Source organism: Natrinema gelatinilyticum (genome assembly GCF_024266705.1).
In the GTDB taxonomy this organism is placed as follows: domain Archaea; phylum Halobacteriota; class Halobacteria; order Halobacteriales; family Natrialbaceae; genus Natrinema; species Natrinema gelatinilyticum.
Genome location: NZ_CP100756.1, coordinates 3,643,862 through 3,661,312, shown reverse-complemented (window position 1 = coordinate 3,661,312; position 17,451 = coordinate 3,643,862). Strand labels below are relative to the sequence as shown.

Sequence of the window (17,451 nt, the reverse complement as noted above, 5' to 3'; positions counted from 1 at the left end):
CAGGCAGCGATCCGACCACGGTAGTCGGACTTAAGCCGATGTCGGCACAATGCGCTCGTATGTCTCTCGTTTTGCCGAGCGAGCTCGTCGTCGATCGGTTCCTTCCGTCGGTGCGGGCGATGCTGGCGACCCGACTCGCTGAGCGCGGATTAACGCAGCAGGAGGTCGCCGCCGAACTCGGCGTGACACAGGCCGCGGTCAGCAAGTACGTCAGCGGGGACGGCGGCGGCGACGACCGGTTCCGCGACGACCCCGAAACCGTCGCGACCATCGAGCGCATCGCCGACGGACTCGCCGGCGGTCACATGGACAGCTACGACGCGCTCGCCGAACTCCTCGCGCTCGTCCAGAGCCTTGAGGATCGCGGCCCGATCTGTGAACTCCACGAGGAGGTGATGCCCGAACTTCGAGGTCTCGGCTGCGATCTGTGCGTTCGCGGACTCGACCCCGACGTGCGGGCCGAACGGGACGTCCTCGCGAACGTGAGGACCGCCGCACGAACCCTGGCTTCGAGTTCGGGTATCGCCGAATACGTCCCGAACGTCGGGACGAACGTCGGAATGGCTCTCCCCGATCCTCACGACGAGACCGACGTCGCCGCGATTCCCGGCCGGATCTACGCTATGGGCGGCCGGATCGAAATTCCGGCGCATCCCGAATTCGGTGCGTCGAAACACGTTTCGACGGCAATCCTCGCCGCGAGCGCCATCGAACCCGATATCCACGGCGCGATCAACATCGCTACCGACGACGACCTGCTTGCGGCCGCCGAAACGGTCGGAATCGACCCGCTCGAGTTCGATGCCGAGTACGCAAACCGCAGCGACCATCTTGGAAATCGGTTCGAAGACCGCGGAACGGTTCCACGGGTCGCCTACCACCGCGGCGCGTTCGGTATCGAACCCGCCACCTACGTCTTCGGGTCGACGGCCGTCGATGCCGCGGAGCTGATCACGGAACTGCTCTCGGTTGTGCACGGTCGATAGCCTCGTCGTTCGCGGTCCGTTTTCCGATCGACATGACCGAATCCGACGACTGCAGTTCGAACGTCGACACCTGGATACCTACGACCAGCGACCAGGGCCGATACTCGAGGATCCGTATTCGCCGACACGGGTTGCCGCTCCGCGAAATACCTATCGGTAGTTGAATCGATTGCAACGTTTCAACCCGGATTCGCAACGATACAAAGACCCCTACTGTATCGCCTTCCGTCGCACGATCTGGCTGCTATAACCTTTTATAACACACCTATGGTAACTGTATATTACCCCCATACAGTTAAAAAATCGGTAATAAATATAGAGTAGTTGCTTCTCCTTCACGATGGATATCATTATAACTATCCAACATGGTGGGAACGTTCATTTCTTTAAACATTTCATACGGGGTCTGCAGTCTGTCGGTCACGAGGTTCACGTGTTCGCTCGAGAAGCAGAAGTTGTCAGCTCTCTTTTGAACAAATACGATATCGATCACGAACTTCTCTGTGATGAACCGGAGACGTTACTCGATCTTGGAGTGACACAGATCCAGTACGAGGCGAAAATCTTCAAACGTGCGCGCAAAATCGACCCGGACTACATCGTCAGCAGTCACGGTATCGCAGCCTCTCACGTCGCGAGGCTCGTCGGGGCGGAGAGCCACATCTATATCGACACGGAGACGAGCATCAATCACGGAAATCGGCTCACGACTCCGTTCGCGGACCGCGTTTATACCCCCTCGAGCTTCAACGAGGACGTCGGCGACAGCCACATTAGATATCCCGGATACCACGAGCTGGCCTATCTCCACCCGGATCGATTCGAACCCGACCCGGAATTCCTCCGTCGAAACGGAGTGGATCCGAACGAACAGTACGCCGTTATTCGCCGTGGCGCGTTTACGAGCAATCACGACATTGGAAAGAGCGGAATTTCGAGAACAGGATATCAGCGAATCGTCGACGAACTCGCACGGAACGGGCCGGTATACGTATCAGACGAGAGTGACAGTCAGCTTCCGGACGGCGCCGAGCCGATCCCCGTCGAACCGGCGAAATTCCACCAGTTGCTCGCGTTCGCAGACCTCGTCGTCGGAGACGTCGCCACGACGACGATGGAAGCAGGCATCCTCGGAACGCCAACCGTTCGAATCAGTCCGTTCGCCGGGTCATCGGACATGGGGAAATTCCTCGAACTCGAGGAGTACGGCCTCATCAGATCGTTCCCGGTGGAACGCGAAGACGAGGCGATCGAACTGATCGAGCGGCTCTCTCGTGATCCAAGGACGACCGCGACGTGGCAGGACCGCCGGGAGCTGTTGCTCGAAACCAAGGTCGACGTCACCGAGTATCTGTTCGAACAACTGCTCGATGACGCGGACCTCGAGACGCTGCGCGAAGAAACGGAGGACGAGTCGGTCACGCTCGAACGACAGCCTGCCGACTCGAGCACTGATGAGCAACAGGCTGAAGATCCGATTCCGAACCCATGAGTTCGCTTCACGTCCTGAGCCTCACGACGACCGACTGGCGAAGCTTCTACGAAAGCCAGATCGCTGCCCTCAAATCCAAGGGTATCGAAGTGACCACCCTGTCGGTCCCCGGCGACCATCGGGCGCTCGATGACGAAGTTCGGCGGCGAACCCCGGTCGACTACTTCCGGTACCTCCCACAGGTGCTCCGTGAAGCCGCCAACGGATACGATATCGTCCACGCCAACTACGGACTTACTGCGCCGTTTGCGGCCGCCGCATCGGCACTTCCGACGACCGATCTCCCGTTCGTTTGTACGCTCTGGGGCGGTGAGTACGTCGGGAATCGGTACACGTCGGTGATGGAACCGTTCGTATCACGTGCCGATCGTATCATCGTCCCCTCGAACGTCATGGCCGACCGTATCGACCATCCATGCGAGGTGATACCGTTTCCGATCGATATGGAGCTCTTCCGGCCGATACCGCGAGAAGAGGCCCGCAGGTACGTCGGTTGGGAGACCGACGAACGAGTCGTCATCTTCCCGTACGCCCCTTCGCGTGACGAGAAAAACTATCCGCTGGCGAAACGCGTGGTCGACGGCGTCGAGGACGACATCGAGGACGACGTCACCCTGCGAACCGTTGCGAACCAGCCGTACGTGGACGTCCCGTACTATCTGAACGCTGCCGATGCCGTCCTGATCACGTCAAGATACGAGAGCGGACCGATGACGGTCAAAGAAGCCACCGCCTGTAACGTCCCGGTCGTCTCGCGCGACGTCGGCTTCGTCCGGGAGGTGCTCGAGAGCGTCTCGAACTCCTACGTCGCGGACGACGAACGCGCGCTCCGATCGCGGCTGGCGACGGTCCTCGAGTCCGGCGACCCGGCAGACGGGAGAGAGCGAATTCGTGATAATTCCATCCACGCGATGGGAGCGAGACTTCGCGACGTCTACGACAACTGTCTCGAAGCGGAGACTACGTAGCCAACCGACGCGCTGGCCGCGTTCGAGCAGCAGCGCTACCGGGCCAGAACTACGTCGAGAAAACGAACTGTGAATTGTCGGAACGAACCGTCTCAGACCGTACTCTCGAAGTCCTCGAGTGCGTACGCTGGTTCGGCACCGCGGCGGTCGAGGACTTCGTTCGCGAGCAGCCAGTAGACGACCGAGAGGGCTTTGCGACCCTTGTTGTTCGTCGGGACGACGAGGTCGACGTTACTGAGTTGGTTGTTCGAGTCACACATCGCGATGACCGGGATGCCGACCGTGATGGCCTCCTTGACGGCCTGCGCGTCGCCGATCGGGTCGGTGACGACGAGCACGTCCGGCTCGATGTAACCGTCGTACTTTGGATTCGTCAGCGTCCCCGGAATGAAGCGACCAGTTCGGGCACGCGCGCCGACGGCCTCGGCGAACTTCTCTGCGGGGAATCGCCCGTACTGGCGACTCGAAGTGACCAGAATCTGCTCTGGTTGGTAGTTGGCGAGGAAGTCTGCGGCCGTGCGGATTCGGCTGTCAGTCTTCGAGACATCGAGCACGTACAGACCATCAGTACGGACGCGATGGATGAACCGCTCCATGTCCGCGGTCTTCTGCTGCGTGCCGATGTGAACACCGGCGCCGAGGTAATCCTCGACCGGAATCAGCAGGTCCGCTTCCTCGTCGGACATGACGTCGTCGTCGAGCGTCGGACCGGCGTCTTCGGTCTCGGCATCGTCCGATGGTTGTTCAGCGTCGGCCGCGGGCGCTCCCCCGGCGTCAGCGGGCTGTTCGTCTACTGGCTCGACGTCCTCCTCGGCAGCGGGGCCAGCCCCTTCGGCTGGCTCCTCGTCGATTTCTTCCTCGGCGGCGTCGAGCCCTTCTTGGGTTGCGTCGTTTTCTGTCATGTCGCGTCGTCTGCGATTCGAATGAGCTCGTTGAGCTTTGCAGTTCGCTCGCCGCCGACGGTACCCGTCTTGATGAAGGGCGCGTCGGTCGCGACGGCGAGGTGTGCGATCGTCGCGTCTTCGGTCTCGCCCGACCGGTGGGAGACGACCGAGTCGTAGCCGTTCTCCGTCGCGAGTTCGATCGCGTCGAAGGCGTCCGACAGCGTTCCGATCTGATTCGGCTTGATCAGGATGCTGTTGGCCGCACCGCGATCGATCCCCTTGACGAGACGGTCGGTGTTAGTCACGAACAGATCGTCTCCGCAAATCAACGTCTGCTCTCCGACGTCGTCCGTGAGATCGGCAAACGCGTCGTAATCGTTCTCGTCGAGCGGGTCCTCGACGTAGACGAGGTCGTACTCCTCGACGAGTTCGGCGATGTAGGCGATCTGCTCGTCCGTGTCGCGGCTTCGATCGCTGTACTCGTACGTCCCCGACTCGGAGTCGTACAACTCTGCGCCAGCGACATCGAGCCCGAATCCGATGTTGAAGCCCACGTCGTCGGCGACCTGCGAGACTGCTTCGTCGACGATCTCGAACGCCTCACCGTCGTCGATCGACGGCGCCCAGGCGCCCTCGTCGCCCTTGCCACAGGGAACACCGCGTTCCTCGAGCAAATCGGCGACGGTCGCGTGGACGGCCGCGTTCGCGAACACCGCATCTTCGACGCTGGGTGCACCGACGGGGGCCGCGAGGAATTCCTGGATATCGGTCGCGTCGGCGGCGTGTTCGCCACCGCCGACCACGTTGCCGAGCGGGATCGGGAAGTTGTCACCGCGGAACGTTCCGCCGAGGTGCTGAAAGAGCGGTGCACCGAGGACGTCGGCGCCGGCTTTCGCGGCGGCCATCGATATCGCGACGGCGCTGTTCGCACCGATTTCGGAGAAGTCGGTGGTTCCGTCCGCGGCATGAAGCGCGGCGTCGACCTCGCGTTGGTTGCCGGCGTAGGCATTGCCGACGAGTCGGGGAACGGCGTGTTCCCGGGCTGCGGCGATCGCTTCGGTCGGCGGACGCTCGACGGCTTCGTACTCGCCAGTGCTAGCGCCGCTGGGTGCCGCAGCGCGGCCGAAACCACCGCTTTCGGTAACGACGTCCGCCTCGACCGTCGGGTTTCCTCGTGAATCGAGGATTCGACGCAAGCGAACGTCGGTGATGAGCGTCATTTCTGGTCGTACCCCCGCTTGACGGTAAACGGAAGGGCGCCGGCGTCGTACTCCTCAGCGGCGATCAAGATCGGCTCCGTTTGCTCGGTCTCGATTAACACCGGCGCGCCGTAGGAGACCTGCAACGCCCGTGCGCCGAGGATGCGTGCCTTCTCGTAACGGTTGTGTTGTTGCTGTTGCATTGGTTACTGATATGGGGAGACGACGTCGACGAGGTCGGTATGACTGACGAGCATGCGTCGACAGCAGTAGCGCTCGACGCCGAGTTCGTCGAGGACTTCCTCGGGGTCCTCGTCGCCCTCGTTCGCTCGCTCGTCGAACTCCTCCCAGTGCTCGGCGACGACGTTACCACAGGTGAAACACCGGACCGGTACCATCATGATTGGATCACCTTAGCGGTAGGACTTCTGGTAGCGTGCCCGAGCGCCTGGGCCGCCCCACTTTTTCGGTTCGGACTGGCGGACGTCGTTGACCAGCAGCGATCGGTCGAACTCCATGAAGGCATCGCGGAGTTCGGCGTCGTTGGTGTGCTGGACGACTCCACGCGCGACAGCGGTACGGACGGCGTCAGCCTGACCGCTGATACCGCCACCCTCGACGCGAACGTCGATGTCCATCTCGTCTCGCAGGTCCTCACCGACGATGCGGAACGGCTCGAGCATCTTGAGCCGTGACATCTCCGGTTCGACCAGTTCGACGGGTTGTGAGTTGATTCGAACGCGACCCTCGCCTTCGCGCACTGTGGCGCGAGCGACGGCCGTCTTTTTCTTGCCACTCGTGTTGGTTACCATGTGACGTTAGCACCTAACTGTTCGGACACTTCGTGCAGATGGACGAAGCGGATGTTCGACAGTCGATCAAGCGACGTTCCCTCGAGAACCTCGGATTCGCGGGTATCGTCGTTCTCGTAGGGATCGCCGACGTAGACGCGGACGTTGTCGAGTGCCTCCCGTCCGCGCGGTTTCTTGTACGGCACCATCCCGCGAACGGACCGCTTGAAGATCGTATCCGGTCGTCGAGGATAGTAGGGCCCGCTGTCCGAACCCATCTGCAGCCGCGTGCGGTACGTCTCGAATATGTCTTCTTTGTCGCCGGTGATGACCGCATCTTCCGCGTTGACGATCGCCACGCGCTCGCCGTCCAGCGCACGCTGGGCGACTTCGCTGGCGACTCGACCGAGGATGCAGTCCGTGGCATCGACGACGGTGTCTGCGTCGAACTCTGCGAGACTCATCGAATCACCCTGACGTCGGACCCCTCGGGGTTTTCTTCGAGCACTTGCTCGAGCGATACCGGTTCGCCGACCTGTTCGATCTTCGTCTCTGCGGACGAAGAGAAGTTGACGGCGGCGACCGTGACGTTTTTCTGTAATGCGCCGGATCCCAGCACTTTGCCGGGAACGACGACGGTCTCTTCTTCGCGTGCGTACCGCTCGATGCGGCCCAGGTTCACCTCAGCGTGGGTGCGCCGGGGCTTTTCGAGTCGATCCGCAACGTCTCGCCAGACGTCGGCGTCCGTCTGTCGGGACGTCGACTTGAGCTCGGCGATGAGATCGGTGAGCCTCGGATTGGTCTTGCTACTCATTGGTTTCCTCCAAATACTGCAACTGCCGGAACGTCGACGACACGAGAAACGGTGGCATCGACGGTGGAATCGATTCGAGAGAAGTGATGCAGGGAGCAGGATTTGAACCTGCGGACTCCTACGAGACAGCGCCCTGAACGCTGCGCCGTTGGCCTGACTTGGCTATCCCTGCTCGCACTTCCGTCTACCCGTCGCCCCTTCAAACCCCTTTCGATTCCAGTAGGCACGCACTCGCCGGTCTCGTCGCTCACGGCGCCGGCAAACGTCGTGCCCTGATCGGGTCGGGGGCGTCGGTTCATGTTTATAACTGTACAGCTTCTTCGAGTTCGGTCGCACGCGCCTCGAGCGTCTCGGCGGCTCGCGTGACCAATTCCTCGATGGTAAAGGAGCCGTCCGTCTCCACGTGGAAGACGAATGCGTTGGGCACGTCCTCGACCCGGACCTGTTTGCCCGGATACCGATTCGAGAGGTCGTGGTCGAACTCGCTCGTCGGAACGAGTTCGCCGTCGTCCTCGACGACGCCACGGATGATCCGTGGTTCCTCCTCTTCGAACTCGGGGAGATCACCGTCGACCTCGATTCGCTGCAGGTGACGGTAACCGACCGCGACGCCGCCCTGGTGTTTGGCGTGGTCTTTCCCCCGGTCGAGGACGGCGTCGGCCTCCGCCTCGAGGCGCTGGCCGTCCTTGAGTTCGATAATCGGGACGTTCTCGTCTGCGGGACGAACGAGGTCGTCGCTGGTGACGAGATCGCCGGAGTAGGCGGTAGCCGGCCCCTCGACGTCGATCGAGAGCGTGACCGTGTCGTCCTCGCCGAACTCGCCGACCGGTGGCGTCGTCAGCGGGACGAGCCCGAGTCGGAGCGCGAGTTGCTCGTCGAACATGACTGACGAGTTCTCCACGAACCGGACGGTATCGATCGCCATCGTGGGTACGTCGGCGATCATCGCGCGACGGATACCGTTGGCGAACGCTGGCGTCACGCCGCGAACGAGGAATCGCGCTTCTCGATCCTCGCGTTCGACGAACTCGACGTCGTACTCCTCAGTCATGATCTAGTAGCCGCCCTTGCCTTTCGGAGCGCGCGATCCGTCGTGGGGGATCGGCGTGACGTCTTCGATGCGCCCAATTTCGATGCCGGAGCGCGCGAGCGCGCGAATCGTCGCCTGTGCACCGGGACCGGGCGATTTCTGGAGGTTGCCGCCGGGGCCGCGAACACGAACGTGCAGGCCCGTGATGCCAGCAGCTTTGACCTCTTCGGCGACGGACTCTGCCATCTGCATGGCCGCGTACGGAGATGCTTCGTCGCGGTTCTGCTTGACTGCCGTCCCGCCGGAGGACTTGGCGATCGTCTCTGCACCCGTGAGGTCCGTTACGGTCATGACGGTGTTGTTGAACGATGCGTGCACGTGGGCGATGCCCCATTTATCGTCGTTCTGACTCATGTTATTGACCCTCCGCGCGTTCGGGGTGGAGTTCGTCCGCGAGCGGGCTGTTCTCGTCGAATGCCACCAGATCTTCCTCGTCGACGTAGACGAGGTAGGAGGGAACCCGGTGGCGCTGGTCGCCGACTACGACGTGGCCGTGTGTGATGAACTGACGTGCTTGCTGGGTCGTGTTCGCCAGACCCGACCGGTAGACGACGGTCTGCAGGCGGCGCTCGAGGATATCCTCGATTTCGAGCGAGAGGATGTCGCCGAGTTCGTCCGTCTCGTTCAGGATGCCGACGCGCTTGAGACGACCGAGGAACTCTTCGGAGCGTCGAATAACGACTTCGTCGTCCTGCGCCTGGCCGAGCAGTTCTCGAGCCTCGCGCCGGTAGGAGCGAAGCTCGGACTGGGCGCGCCAGAGTTCTTCCTTGTTCTTGAGCCCGTAGCGGTCGACGAGGGAGTGTTCGGACGCAATCCGTTCTCCCTGGTACGGGTGGTTCGGCGTCTCGTATTGCTTCGTGTCAGTGCCGAGTGGCATTATTCGCCCTCACCCTCTTCGCCGGGTTCTTCTGCCTGTTCTTCACGGATCTCTTCGACGTTGACTCCGATGGTGCCCTCCGTTCGGCCGGTGGACTTGGTTCGCTGGCCGCGGACCTTCTGGCCGCGCTTGTGGCGAGTTCCCTTGTAGGAGTCGATCATCTTCATCCGGTTGACGTCGTGCTGTCGAGTCAACTGGAGATCGTTGCCGATCTCGTGGGTCGTTTCACCACTGTAGAAGTCCGTGCGCCGGTTGTTGAGCCAGTCTGGGACTTCGTCGGCGTAATTTTCGACGATCTCGACGACCTCGTCGATGACGTCGTCGTCGAGCCGACCGAACGTTGCCGTTCGGTCGACGCCCGCTTCCGCGGCGATGAGCCGGGCGGTCCGTCGACCGATCCCGTTCATCTCCGTGAGCGAGCGCTCGACGGACTTCGTCCCATCGAGGTCGGTTTGCCCGATGCGGACGAAGTACTGAAGATCTTCGTCGTCTTGTTGTTCCTGAGGTTCTTCCGCGCTCATAGTGTCGTGTATTTGTGTCTGGTCTGCGTGCGTTGCAAAGTCGACTGGCGGGAAAACGCCAGCGTCGTATCCGACGTCGTGGCGGGGATTCGAACCCCGGAGGCTTGACGCCACATGGTTAGCAACCATGCGCCTTGGGCCGCTTGGCTACCACGACACCGTCGGTCTATCGTCGCCCGTTCGGACTCGGGGATCACTCCCCTACACGTATCGCACCCGGACCTACCCCCGTGTACTACTTAAGCGCAACGAAAGGTGGCCACGTCGCGTGTGTATTCGTCCCGTCGACCCCGCTGGAGTTCCGGAACTCGGACTCTGATCGAAACGAGCGAACGGGAAGCCAGGACTGGTAGCCCAGAACGGAAACAGGGCCAGTCGCCCGGTGAAGACGCATTCCGACGACCACGGAGTCGACCGATAGCCTCAGACGCCAACATATTCTTCGATGTATTCGTCGTTGATCTCCCACTCCCCCTCCTCGTTTCGGATCATGTACTCGCCGTAGTAGGGAACTCGGTTCGCTACGACGTCTCGAAACGCGTCGCGGATCTCCGGTTTCGTCATTTCTCCCATCGATCTGAGGTCGTCGTTTCGATTGAGACACCCTTTCAGGTAGCCCTCGTGGGTGACACGAACCCGGTGGCAGTTCGCACAGAACGTCGGGTTCTCGACGGGGTCGACGATTTCGACCATTCCTACGTCGGACGAGTCCGACGAGGAGCGCGAACCGTCCCCGGACCGCTCTGCGTTCCGGTGAGGATCGCGCTCGCTTTGCTCGCGCTCACCGTTGGTTCCCTCACCCCCGCTCACCCAGTACCGCTTCCGGTCGTGCATCTCTCTGTGTTCGATCTCGTCCGCCTGCTCGGCCAGCCACTCGTGAACCCGTTCGATTTCGATATTCCACTCCGGTTTGCCCGTCAGTTCGGGCATGTACTCGATCAACTGAAGCTGGAGTCCGTCGTTTTCGGCGACGTGGTCGACCATCTCCGGGACGTAGCCAGCCGTGTGTTCGAAAACGACCATGTTGAGTTTGACTGGCGTGAGTCCTGCCTCGAGTGCGGCATCGACCCCCTCGATGACCTTCTCATAGGCCCCGCTCTTGGTAATCTCTGCGAAGTCCTGTGGATCGAGCGCGTCCTGCGAGACGTTGACTCGATCGAGGCCGGCGTCAACGAGCGCGTCGGCGCGACCCGGAAGGAACGTCCCGTTCGTCGTGAGCGAGACTTCCATCTCGTCCGGCGTCCGTGCGATGATTTCCTCCAGGTCCTGGCGCAACATCGGCTCTCCGCCGGTGAACTTGACTGCGTCGACATCGAACTCGGCGGCGACCTCGAGAAAGCGAACGACGTCGTCCGCATCCATCTCGTCGTCTTGGGGATCCATCGGTCCGCGAGTGTCACCTAACCCCTCGTTGTGGCAGTAGACACAGTCGAAGTTACACCGATCGGTGAGAGAGACGCGAACCCCTGTCACTTCCCGCCCGAACTCGTCGGTGAGCATGACATCGGTTTGCAGCCGGATCCGCTTAAACACGCCGGATATTTCGACGTCCCGTAACCAATTTCGGTTTCGCGATTAGTGATAGACCGCCGCCACGATATCGATTCGAGAACTACGACGAGGGTGATGGAGGACGAGTCACAGACGGCGGGGTGTCGACACCGGACGAGGAACGGTAGCCGACGGAGAATAGATATGGTCGACGAACGACTCAGTACCGACGACGGCCGAGGTCCGGGACTCTTGGTCACTGGCGTGATAGCCTCGGGTATGAGTACCATCGCGGAGTTCGGCGTTCCCGCCGGGGAGTTCGCACTCAGGCACACACTCGAGGTCACGGACGACCTCGACGTCGAGATCGAACGCGTCATTGCCTACGATCCAGACCACATTATGCCGTACGTCTGGTTTTCCGGGGTCGAATCGACGCTCGAAACGCTCGACGACGCGCTAGCAGACGATCCCAGCGTCGAGGAAGCCGAACAACTCTCCGATCTCGACGGCGAGCGACTCTACCGAATGCACTGGGTAGACGACGTCACCGTCATCCTGCACCTGCTGACCGAGGAGGAAGCGACCGTACTCGACGCACACGTGAATGCCAGAGAGTGGCGATTTCGTGTCCTCTTTCCCGAACGTGAAGCGATGTCACGAACCTACGAATTCGCGTCTGAACAGGGGCTGACTATAAATATACACAAGATCCACCAGCTCGAGGAAGACCGCCACAGCCGGTTCGGGCTCACAGACGCGCAGTACGAGACGCTTGTCGCGGCCCTCGATCGGGGCTACTACGAGATTCCTCGCAGAATGGACATGGACGAGCTATCGGACGAACTCGACATTTCTCATCAGGCGTTGTCCGAGCGGCTTCGACGCGCCCATCGTGCGCTCGTCGAGGACGTAATCGATATCGGCGAATCGGACGAGAGCGAGTGAATCGGGACCGAAACCGGGACGACGAGCGGACGTCACGCGACGATGCGAGCCGGACCGGCGGAAGAGCTACCCCCGACCATCTCGAACGTGGGCGTATGGACGACGATATGCTCGGAGACCAGCGCCGCCTCGTCGAACTCATCGAGGAGGAGGGGTGGGACGTCACCGACCTCGAGCTATCGGCATACGACAGCCCCTGGGCCGACGAGGACGACCCGGAAGCGACGGTGACGATAACCGCTCGAAAGCCGTACGGCGGCGAGGACGGTGACGACGAAGACGACGAGAACCCGTTTCGTCTGAGGTAAGGTCGAGCCAATAACGGACGAACAACCAGCCAATAGCGGCTGGACCGCCGGCCGATAGCGGACCGATCAGCCCTTGATGTTACACACGGGGAACGTCCGCGCCACCTTATCACCGATGCCCAGTTCGTCCGAGACGCGGACGACCTCGTCGACGTCCTTGTAGACACCGGGTGCTTCCTCGGCGACCGTCGCACCGGATTGAGCCTTGACGTAGATCTGATCCTGACTCTCGAGTTCCTGTCGCACGTCGCCGCCCCAGTATTGTTTTTTCGCCTGCGTGCGGCTCATGAGTCGGCCCGCACCGTGGGCGGTCGACCCGAAGGTGAGGGCCATCGAGTTCTCGCCGCCCCGGAGAACGTAACTGCCAGTGCCCATACTACCAGGGATGATCACCGGCTGGCCGACGTCGCGATAGGCCGCAGGGACCTCGGGGTGGCCGGCCGGGAACGCCCGGGTCGCGCCCTTGCGGTGGACGTAGAGTTCGCGCTCCTCGCCGTCGGCTCGCGGCTCGAGGCCACTCGCTTCGCCCACAGAGCGCGGCTCCGCGCTCACGGTATGGGTCTCCTTCTTCGCGATATTGTGGGCCACGTCGTACAGCAGGTGCATGTCCATCGCCTCCCAAGAGCGATCGAACACGCGCTCGAAGACCTGCCTCGTGCGGTGCATGATCAACTGCCGGTTGACCCACGCGAAATTAATCGCCGCGTTCATCGCGCCGTAGTAGTCTTCGGCGAGTTGCGATCCGGCGGGCGCAGCCGCGAGTTCCTTATCCGGCAGCTTGTTCAACAGTCCCTGGTGTTGCTGCTCGATCTTCCGCAGGTAGTCGGTACACGTCTGATGGCCCAGTCCGCGCGATCCGCAGTGGATCAACACGACGATCTGATCTTCCTCCAGTCCGAACGAGTCGCCGACTTCGTCGTCGAAAACGTCGGTGACGCGTTGCACCTCGAGGAAGTGGTTGCCCGACCCCAGCGAGCCGATCTGGTTCTTTCCGCGATCCTTCGCCTTCTGGCTCACCTTCGACGGATCCGCGCCCTCGCGGACGCCTTCGTCTTCGCAGTGAAGCAGGTCGTCCTCGACGGCGTGGCCGTTTTCGAGGGCCCAGTCGACGCCACGGGCGAGGATTTCGTCGACGGTGTCGACACCGGACTCGACGACTCCGCCGCCGCCGAGACCTGATGGGATATTGGCGAACAGCGAGTCAACGAGTTCGGCTTCTCGTCCCTGAAGGTCGCTGTACGTCAAATTCGTCCGCATCATGCGGACGCCGCAATTGATGTCGTAGCCGACTGCTCCGGGCGAAATACAGCCGTCTTCAGCATCGAGCGCCCCGACTCCGCCGACCGGAAAGCCGTATCCCTGGTGGCCGTCGGGCATACAGATCGCGTATTTCGTGATCCCCGGCAGATGGGTCGTGTTCGTGATCTGCTCGAGCGTCTTATCCCCGGCAATCTCCTCGAGTAACGCCTCGCTCGCCAGCACCCGTGCGGGCGTGCGCATCGACCCGTGCTGGGGGATCTCCCAGACGTATTCGCGCACCCGCTCGAGCGTGATGCCGTCGGCGTCGTAGGTGGCCATACCTGAAAATTGGGCCGCACCGATGAAAGATGTTCGTCTCTCCGTCGCGAGTCATGATCCGATCCTCGATCGAGATTCCGAGACGGTGTCGCTCTCGAACCGGATGGCGTTCCCTCCGGAAGCGTCGGACGGCGTTCCCAATCGAACCTAGACGTCGAAGACGACGTACGCTTCCCAGGTTCCGTTGGTTTGCTCGAGTCGCATCTCCGAGTAGGTCACGGCCTTCACTTCGCGGGCGGGTATCTCGGTGAGTGGGACGCCGCGCGCGCTACCCTCGAGGTGCCAGTTCTTCGCGCTGTCGGACGATTCCGGTGCCGTCACCGATTCGACGCGGTGGTCGACGGGCAGTTCGACGCGGACGTCCCGCAAGTAAATCAGTTCGTCGAGGTAGTCGAATAGCAGTGCTTCGCGGTTCTCGGCGATCACGGCGAACGAAAAGCGCTCACCGCCGTCAGTCGGAATCTCGTCGCACGATGCGGCCGCCAGCCCGTCGGCCACCGCTTCGAAGACCGCCTCGAGCGAATCGCCCGTAGCAGACACCGCGACGTCGGCCGTATGGTCGCGCAGTTCGAAACCCATTTACGATTCCTTCGGCACCGGTGACCCTATGCTCGTCGTTTCGAATCGTTTCCGTTCGGGCAGTATCGTTGAGCCACGTACAATTCCGTTAGCCGGGGGCTACTCCGACGCGAATACATTATTGTCGTCTGATGGTACAGAGCCGCAACTGCCGGTGGAATTATATTGACGTCGATGGTATGCTGACGTAGTGAGCGTCAACATCGACAGTTGCGTCGTCGCCCCGGGGAGCGACGATTTCGTGGACGAGGCCTGGCAACTGAAAGAGACGATCAACCGTCAGGAAGGAGTGCTCAAACAGCGGTATGATTTCTTTACCGACGCGTATCGCCGGTCGAAGGTACACTGTTACGTTCGAGACGGTGAACTCATCGGATTCGCCGCCGTCCGGCGCGATGGCTACATTCTGTTTCTGGCCGTGTCCCCAGACTATCGGAGCGAAGGAATCGGAAAGCGACTCATCGCCCACGTGGCACAGGATCACGATACGATCACCTGCCACGCTCGGACGAGCAACGAGAACGCCCTCCAGTTCTACGAACACCTCGGCTTCGAGATCAAGCGTCGGATCGACAACTATTACGAGGACGGCGGTGATGCCTACTATCTGAAACTCGGCGCCGACGTCGGAATTGCGGACCGAATTACGGATTTGATCCGCCGGTAACGAGGAGTTGCCCCGGGCGGAGACAGGCGCCGTTTTTCACGAATCCAGTCGCAGTTCTAGCCGAGACCGAACGTCGTCCCATTCGGCAGGATTATAGCCCCCCACCGATGATTACCCGAGGCGCATGGAGGAGCGAACGAGGGCCTACCTTCGGGGGCGGTTCCGCGATCACTATCGACGGACGGAAATAACGCCGCCGCCCGCCGCCAACGAACGCGAGTGGGGGTTCATCCCCTGGACCGAAGGACCCGACATGACCATGGTCCGCCACCGTTCGCTACTCGAATTAGGTGACCTCTCGGAGTTTCTCGTCCGGAAGCGACCGCGACACGTCTACTTCTCGGCGGGGCGCTTTCGCGACCCCGGCGCGAGTTCGATGCACGCCAAAGACTGGCAGTCCGCGGATCTCGTCTTCGACCTCGACGCCGACCACTTACCAAGCGTCACGCTCGGATCGGACAGTTACGCCGAGATGCTCGCGAAGTGCAAGGAGGCATTGTTTCGGTTGCTCGATTTCCTCGAGAACGACTTCGCCTTCGACGACCTCGAGATCGTCTTTTCGGGCGGTCGGGGCTATCACGTCCACGTTCGCGACGAGAACGTGTTACACTTGGAGCGAGAACACCGCCGGGAGATCGTCGATTACATCCGCGGTATCGGCCTCGAGTTCGAGGAACTGATCGAGAGCGAGACGGTGGCTGGCCTGGGACGGAAAACCCCGACGGAACGTCGGACCCTCCAGATCGAGGGCGGCTGGGGTGGACGGACCCACGAGCACTTCCTGGCGTACGTCGACGAACTGCTCGAGTTAGACGAAGACGCTGCGCTCGAGCGCTTGCAGGAATTCGACGGGATCGGTGAGGGGAAGGCTGCTGCGGCACTGAACGCGGCGCGAAATAACCGGGATCAACTCGAGGCAGGCAATGTCACCGTCCACACTGCAGTCGCGCAACTGGCAGAGCGGTTCGCGAACCGAGCCGTCGATCGGGACAACGCGCCCATCGACGAACCGGTCACCACCGACACGAACCGACTCATCCGCTTGCCGGGGAGCCTTCACGGCGGAAGCGGCCTCCAGACCGTGCGACTCGAGCGCGACGAACTTGACGAGTTCGACCCACTCGTCGATGCTATCCCCGAGACGTTTCGCGGTCACGAGATCGCCGTCCACGTACTCGACGGGGGCGAAATCGAGTTGGGAGGAGATAGCTTTACGGTCCAGGACGGTGACCAGTCACTACCGGAGTACGTTGCCGTGTTCATGATGGCACGTGGCCGCGCTGAGAAGGAAAAAGAATGAATCTCGACGAACTGCGTTCGATTCAGAGCAAGGAGCGCCAGAAGGATAGTCTCCAGAACCTGCGCCCCTCGTTCTATCAGGAGGTCGGCGAGTACATCGCCTCCCTCGAGGCCGAACGCGACCGTGTCGCCGAGCAAACTGACGATCCCTTTTCCTCACCCGAAGTCGGCCGGCTGACCGACGAGATTGAAACCGCCAAAGACGTCGTCGAGGCGGTCTACGAGCGCCGAATGGGAAAGCTCGTCAAGCAAGCCAGCCTCGCCGCGGCCGGGATGCCGGCAGACGACGAGGGCCTGACCGCCGAAGAGGTGGACCTGTTCGACGACCTCGTCGACCGTATCAGCTCGAACAAAAATCGCGTGCTGGATGTCCTCGATGGTGTCGAGGCCACGACGGACGAACAACCCGTTCCAGAACCGGACCCGCATCCAGGCGAACCGGACGGTTCTGGTCTCACCTCCGCGGAATCGTCTCACAGCAAACCGAGTTCTGACGACGTCCCGCCACCTCCACCCGACGAACCGCCGGCTGCGGGGTCGGAAACTGATAGCTCGAATACGGTCTCCCCAGCGGACGTTATGGGCGGAGACGGGCTGTCCGACGGGCACGGTCCCTCGAGCGAAGACAGACCGACGAGTGAGGGGGGAGACGACCGCGGGACAACTCGTGGACCGAACACCGATTCACCGGCACCTCGATCCGGACGTGAGCCCGAACCAGACGAGAGACGCGAGGAGCCGTCTACTGTGTCCCCCGCAGTCGAGCGAACCACGGTTAGAGTCACCAGTGACATCGGCTCGATCCTCGGCGTGGACGACCGCGAGTACACCCTGACGAGCAACGACGTCGTCACGTTGCCCGAGCAAAACGCCGCCCCGCTCATCGACAGAGAAGCCGCTGAACGACTCGAGTGACGCTATCGAGGGTTTTCCCGCCGTCAGCACCGATATTCAGCGTC

The 17,451-nt window shown here is 61.6% G+C and carries 22 protein-coding genes and 2 tRNA genes; 8 read left to right on the top strand and 16 right to left on the bottom strand.

The window, feature by feature from the left end:
- Nucleotides 1-59: 59 nt before the first annotated feature.
- The 3 genes from NJU76_RS18020 (at nt 60) to NJU76_RS18010 (ending at nt 3,446) form a co-directional block, all read left to right on the top strand.
- On the top strand, nt 60-986 hold the full coding sequence (locus NJU76_RS18020; protein ID WP_254530762.1) for a thiamine-phosphate synthase family protein: 927 nt from the start codon (nt 60-62) through the stop codon (nt 984-986).
- Between the two features lie 340 nt (nt 987-1,326).
- The gene (locus NJU76_RS18015) at nt 1,327-2,478 is read left to right on the top strand and encodes a DUF354 domain-containing protein (protein ID WP_254530760.1); all 1,152 of its coding nucleotides are present in this window, start codon (nt 1,327-1,329) and stop codon (nt 2,476-2,478) included.
- On the top strand, nt 2,475-3,446 hold the full coding sequence (locus tag NJU76_RS18010) for a glycosyltransferase family 4 protein (protein ID WP_254530759.1): 972 nt from the start codon (nt 2,475-2,477) through the stop codon (nt 3,444-3,446). The genes NJU76_RS18015 and NJU76_RS18010 overlap by 4 nt, the downstream gene beginning before the upstream one ends.
- A gap of 92 nt (nt 3,447-3,538) precedes the next feature.
- Here the strand turns inward: NJU76_RS18010 and rpsB are convergent, their stop codons facing one another.
- The 14 genes from rpsB to moaA all read right to left on the bottom strand — a co-directional run bounded on the left by rpsB (nt 3,539) and on the right by moaA (nt 11,122).
- Nucleotides 3,539-4,348, bottom strand: coding sequence for a 30S ribosomal protein S2 (gene rpsB / locus NJU76_RS18005; protein WP_254530757.1), 810 nt, complete (start codon nt 4,346-4,348; stop codon nt 3,539-3,541).
- Nucleotides 4,345-5,550: a phosphopyruvate hydratase gene (eno, locus tag NJU76_RS18000; RefSeq protein ID WP_254530756.1), complete on the bottom strand. Its 1,206-nt coding sequence runs from the start codon at nt 5,548-5,550 to the stop codon at nt 4,345-4,347. The genes rpsB and eno overlap by 4 nt, the downstream gene beginning before the upstream one ends.
- Nucleotides 5,547-5,732, bottom strand: a complete 186-nt coding sequence (locus NJU76_RS17995; RefSeq protein ID WP_254530755.1) for a DNA-directed RNA polymerase subunit K — start codon at nt 5,730-5,732, stop codon at nt 5,547-5,549. The genes eno and NJU76_RS17995 overlap by 4 nt, the downstream gene beginning before the upstream one ends.
- Before the next feature lie 3 nt (nt 5,733-5,735).
- Nucleotides 5,736-5,930 (bottom strand): DNA-directed RNA polymerase subunit N, encoded by a 195-nt coding sequence (locus NJU76_RS17990; RefSeq protein ID WP_254524083.1) that lies wholly within the window; start codon nt 5,928-5,930, stop codon nt 5,736-5,738.
- A gap of 12 nt (nt 5,931-5,942) precedes the next feature.
- Nucleotides 5,943-6,341, bottom strand: a complete 399-nt coding sequence (locus NJU76_RS17985; protein ID WP_254530753.1) for a 30S ribosomal protein S9 — start codon at nt 6,339-6,341, stop codon at nt 5,943-5,945.
- Nucleotides 6,335-6,784 carry a 50S ribosomal protein L13 gene (locus NJU76_RS17980; protein ID WP_254530752.1) on the bottom strand — a complete coding sequence of 150 codons (450 nt, stop codon included), beginning with the start codon at nt 6,782-6,784 and terminating at the stop codon, nt 6,335-6,337. The genes NJU76_RS17985 and NJU76_RS17980 overlap by 7 nt, the downstream gene beginning before the upstream one ends.
- The gene (locus NJU76_RS17975; protein WP_254524081.1) at nt 6,781-7,134 is read right to left on the bottom strand and encodes a 50S ribosomal protein L18e; all 354 of its coding nucleotides are present in this window, start codon (nt 7,132-7,134) and stop codon (nt 6,781-6,783) included. Before NJU76_RS17975 ends, NJU76_RS17980 begins: the two co-directional genes overlap by 4 nt.
- Nucleotides 7,135-7,221: 87 nt before the next feature.
- Nucleotides 7,222-7,306: transfer RNA gene (locus NJU76_RS17970), tRNA-Leu, on the bottom strand.
- 129 nt (nt 7,307-7,435) lie between these two features.
- Nucleotides 7,436-8,185, bottom strand: coding sequence for a DNA-directed RNA polymerase subunit D (locus NJU76_RS17965; RefSeq protein ID WP_254530751.1), 750 nt, complete (start codon nt 8,183-8,185; stop codon nt 7,436-7,438).
- Nucleotides 8,186-8,188: 3 nt separating this feature from the next.
- The gene (locus NJU76_RS17960) at nt 8,189-8,578 is read right to left on the bottom strand and encodes a 30S ribosomal protein S11 (protein ID WP_226041847.1); all 390 of its coding nucleotides are present in this window, start codon (nt 8,576-8,578) and stop codon (nt 8,189-8,191) included.
- 1 nt (nt 8,579) lies between these two features.
- The gene (locus NJU76_RS17955; protein ID WP_254530750.1) at nt 8,580-9,101 is read right to left on the bottom strand and encodes a 30S ribosomal protein S4; all 522 of its coding nucleotides are present in this window, start codon (nt 9,099-9,101) and stop codon (nt 8,580-8,582) included.
- Nucleotides 9,101-9,622 carry a 30S ribosomal protein S13 gene (locus tag NJU76_RS17950; protein WP_254530749.1) on the bottom strand — a complete coding sequence of 174 codons (522 nt, stop codon included), beginning with the start codon at nt 9,620-9,622 and terminating at the stop codon, nt 9,101-9,103. Before NJU76_RS17950 ends, NJU76_RS17955 begins: the two co-directional genes overlap by 1 nt.
- A gap of 74 nt (nt 9,623-9,696) precedes the next feature.
- Nucleotides 9,697-9,779 (bottom strand) — tRNA-Ser (locus NJU76_RS17945).
- A gap of 266 nt (nt 9,780-10,045) precedes the next feature.
- Nucleotides 10,046-11,122, bottom strand: coding sequence for a GTP 3',8-cyclase MoaA (moaA, locus tag NJU76_RS17940; protein ID WP_254530748.1), 1,077 nt, complete (start codon nt 11,120-11,122; stop codon nt 10,046-10,048).
- Nucleotides 11,123-11,392: 270 nt separating this feature from the next.
- Between moaA and NJU76_RS17935 the strand changes: the two genes are divergently transcribed.
- Nucleotides 11,393-12,061 (top strand): helix-turn-helix domain-containing protein, encoded by a 669-nt coding sequence (locus NJU76_RS17935; RefSeq protein ID WP_254532510.1) that lies wholly within the window; start codon nt 11,393-11,395, stop codon nt 12,059-12,061.
- Between the two features lie 95 nt (nt 12,062-12,156).
- Nucleotides 12,157-12,369 carry a hypothetical protein gene (locus NJU76_RS17930; protein WP_254530747.1) on the top strand — a complete coding sequence of 71 codons (213 nt, stop codon included), beginning with the start codon at nt 12,157-12,159 and terminating at the stop codon, nt 12,367-12,369.
- Between the two features lie 66 nt (nt 12,370-12,435).
- On the opposite strand, the gene NJU76_RS17925 is transcribed toward NJU76_RS17930, so the two are convergent.
- Together NJU76_RS17925 and NJU76_RS17920 are read right to left on the bottom strand one after the other, a co-directional pair.
- The gene (locus tag NJU76_RS17925; protein WP_254530746.1) at nt 12,436-13,947 is read right to left on the bottom strand and encodes an RtcB family protein; all 1,512 of its coding nucleotides are present in this window, start codon (nt 13,945-13,947) and stop codon (nt 12,436-12,438) included.
- A 147-nt stretch (nt 13,948-14,094) separates the two neighbouring features.
- Nucleotides 14,095-14,526, bottom strand: a complete 432-nt coding sequence (locus NJU76_RS17920) for an archease (RefSeq protein ID WP_254530745.1) — start codon at nt 14,524-14,526, stop codon at nt 14,095-14,097.
- Nucleotides 14,527-14,716: 190 nt separating this feature from the next.
- Here NJU76_RS17920 and NJU76_RS17915 point away from each other — a divergent pair, with 190 nt between their 5' ends.
- The 3 genes from NJU76_RS17915 to NJU76_RS17905 all read left to right on the top strand — a co-directional run bounded on the left by NJU76_RS17915 (nt 14,717) and on the right by NJU76_RS17905 (nt 17,407).
- Nucleotides 14,717-15,193: a GNAT family N-acetyltransferase gene (locus NJU76_RS17915; RefSeq protein WP_254524072.1), complete on the top strand. Its 477-nt coding sequence runs from the start codon at nt 14,717-14,719 to the stop codon at nt 15,191-15,193.
- A gap of 124 nt (nt 15,194-15,317) precedes the next feature.
- Nucleotides 15,318-16,493 (top strand): DNA primase small subunit PriS, encoded by a 1,176-nt coding sequence (priS, locus tag NJU76_RS17910; protein WP_254530744.1) that lies wholly within the window; start codon nt 15,318-15,320, stop codon nt 16,491-16,493.
- Nucleotides 16,490-17,407 carry a DNA replication complex subunit Gins51 gene (locus tag NJU76_RS17905; RefSeq protein WP_254530743.1) on the top strand — a complete coding sequence of 306 codons (918 nt, stop codon included), beginning with the start codon at nt 16,490-16,492 and terminating at the stop codon, nt 17,405-17,407. The genes priS and NJU76_RS17905 overlap by 4 nt, the downstream gene beginning before the upstream one ends.
- Nucleotides 17,408-17,451 lie beyond the last annotated feature (44 nt).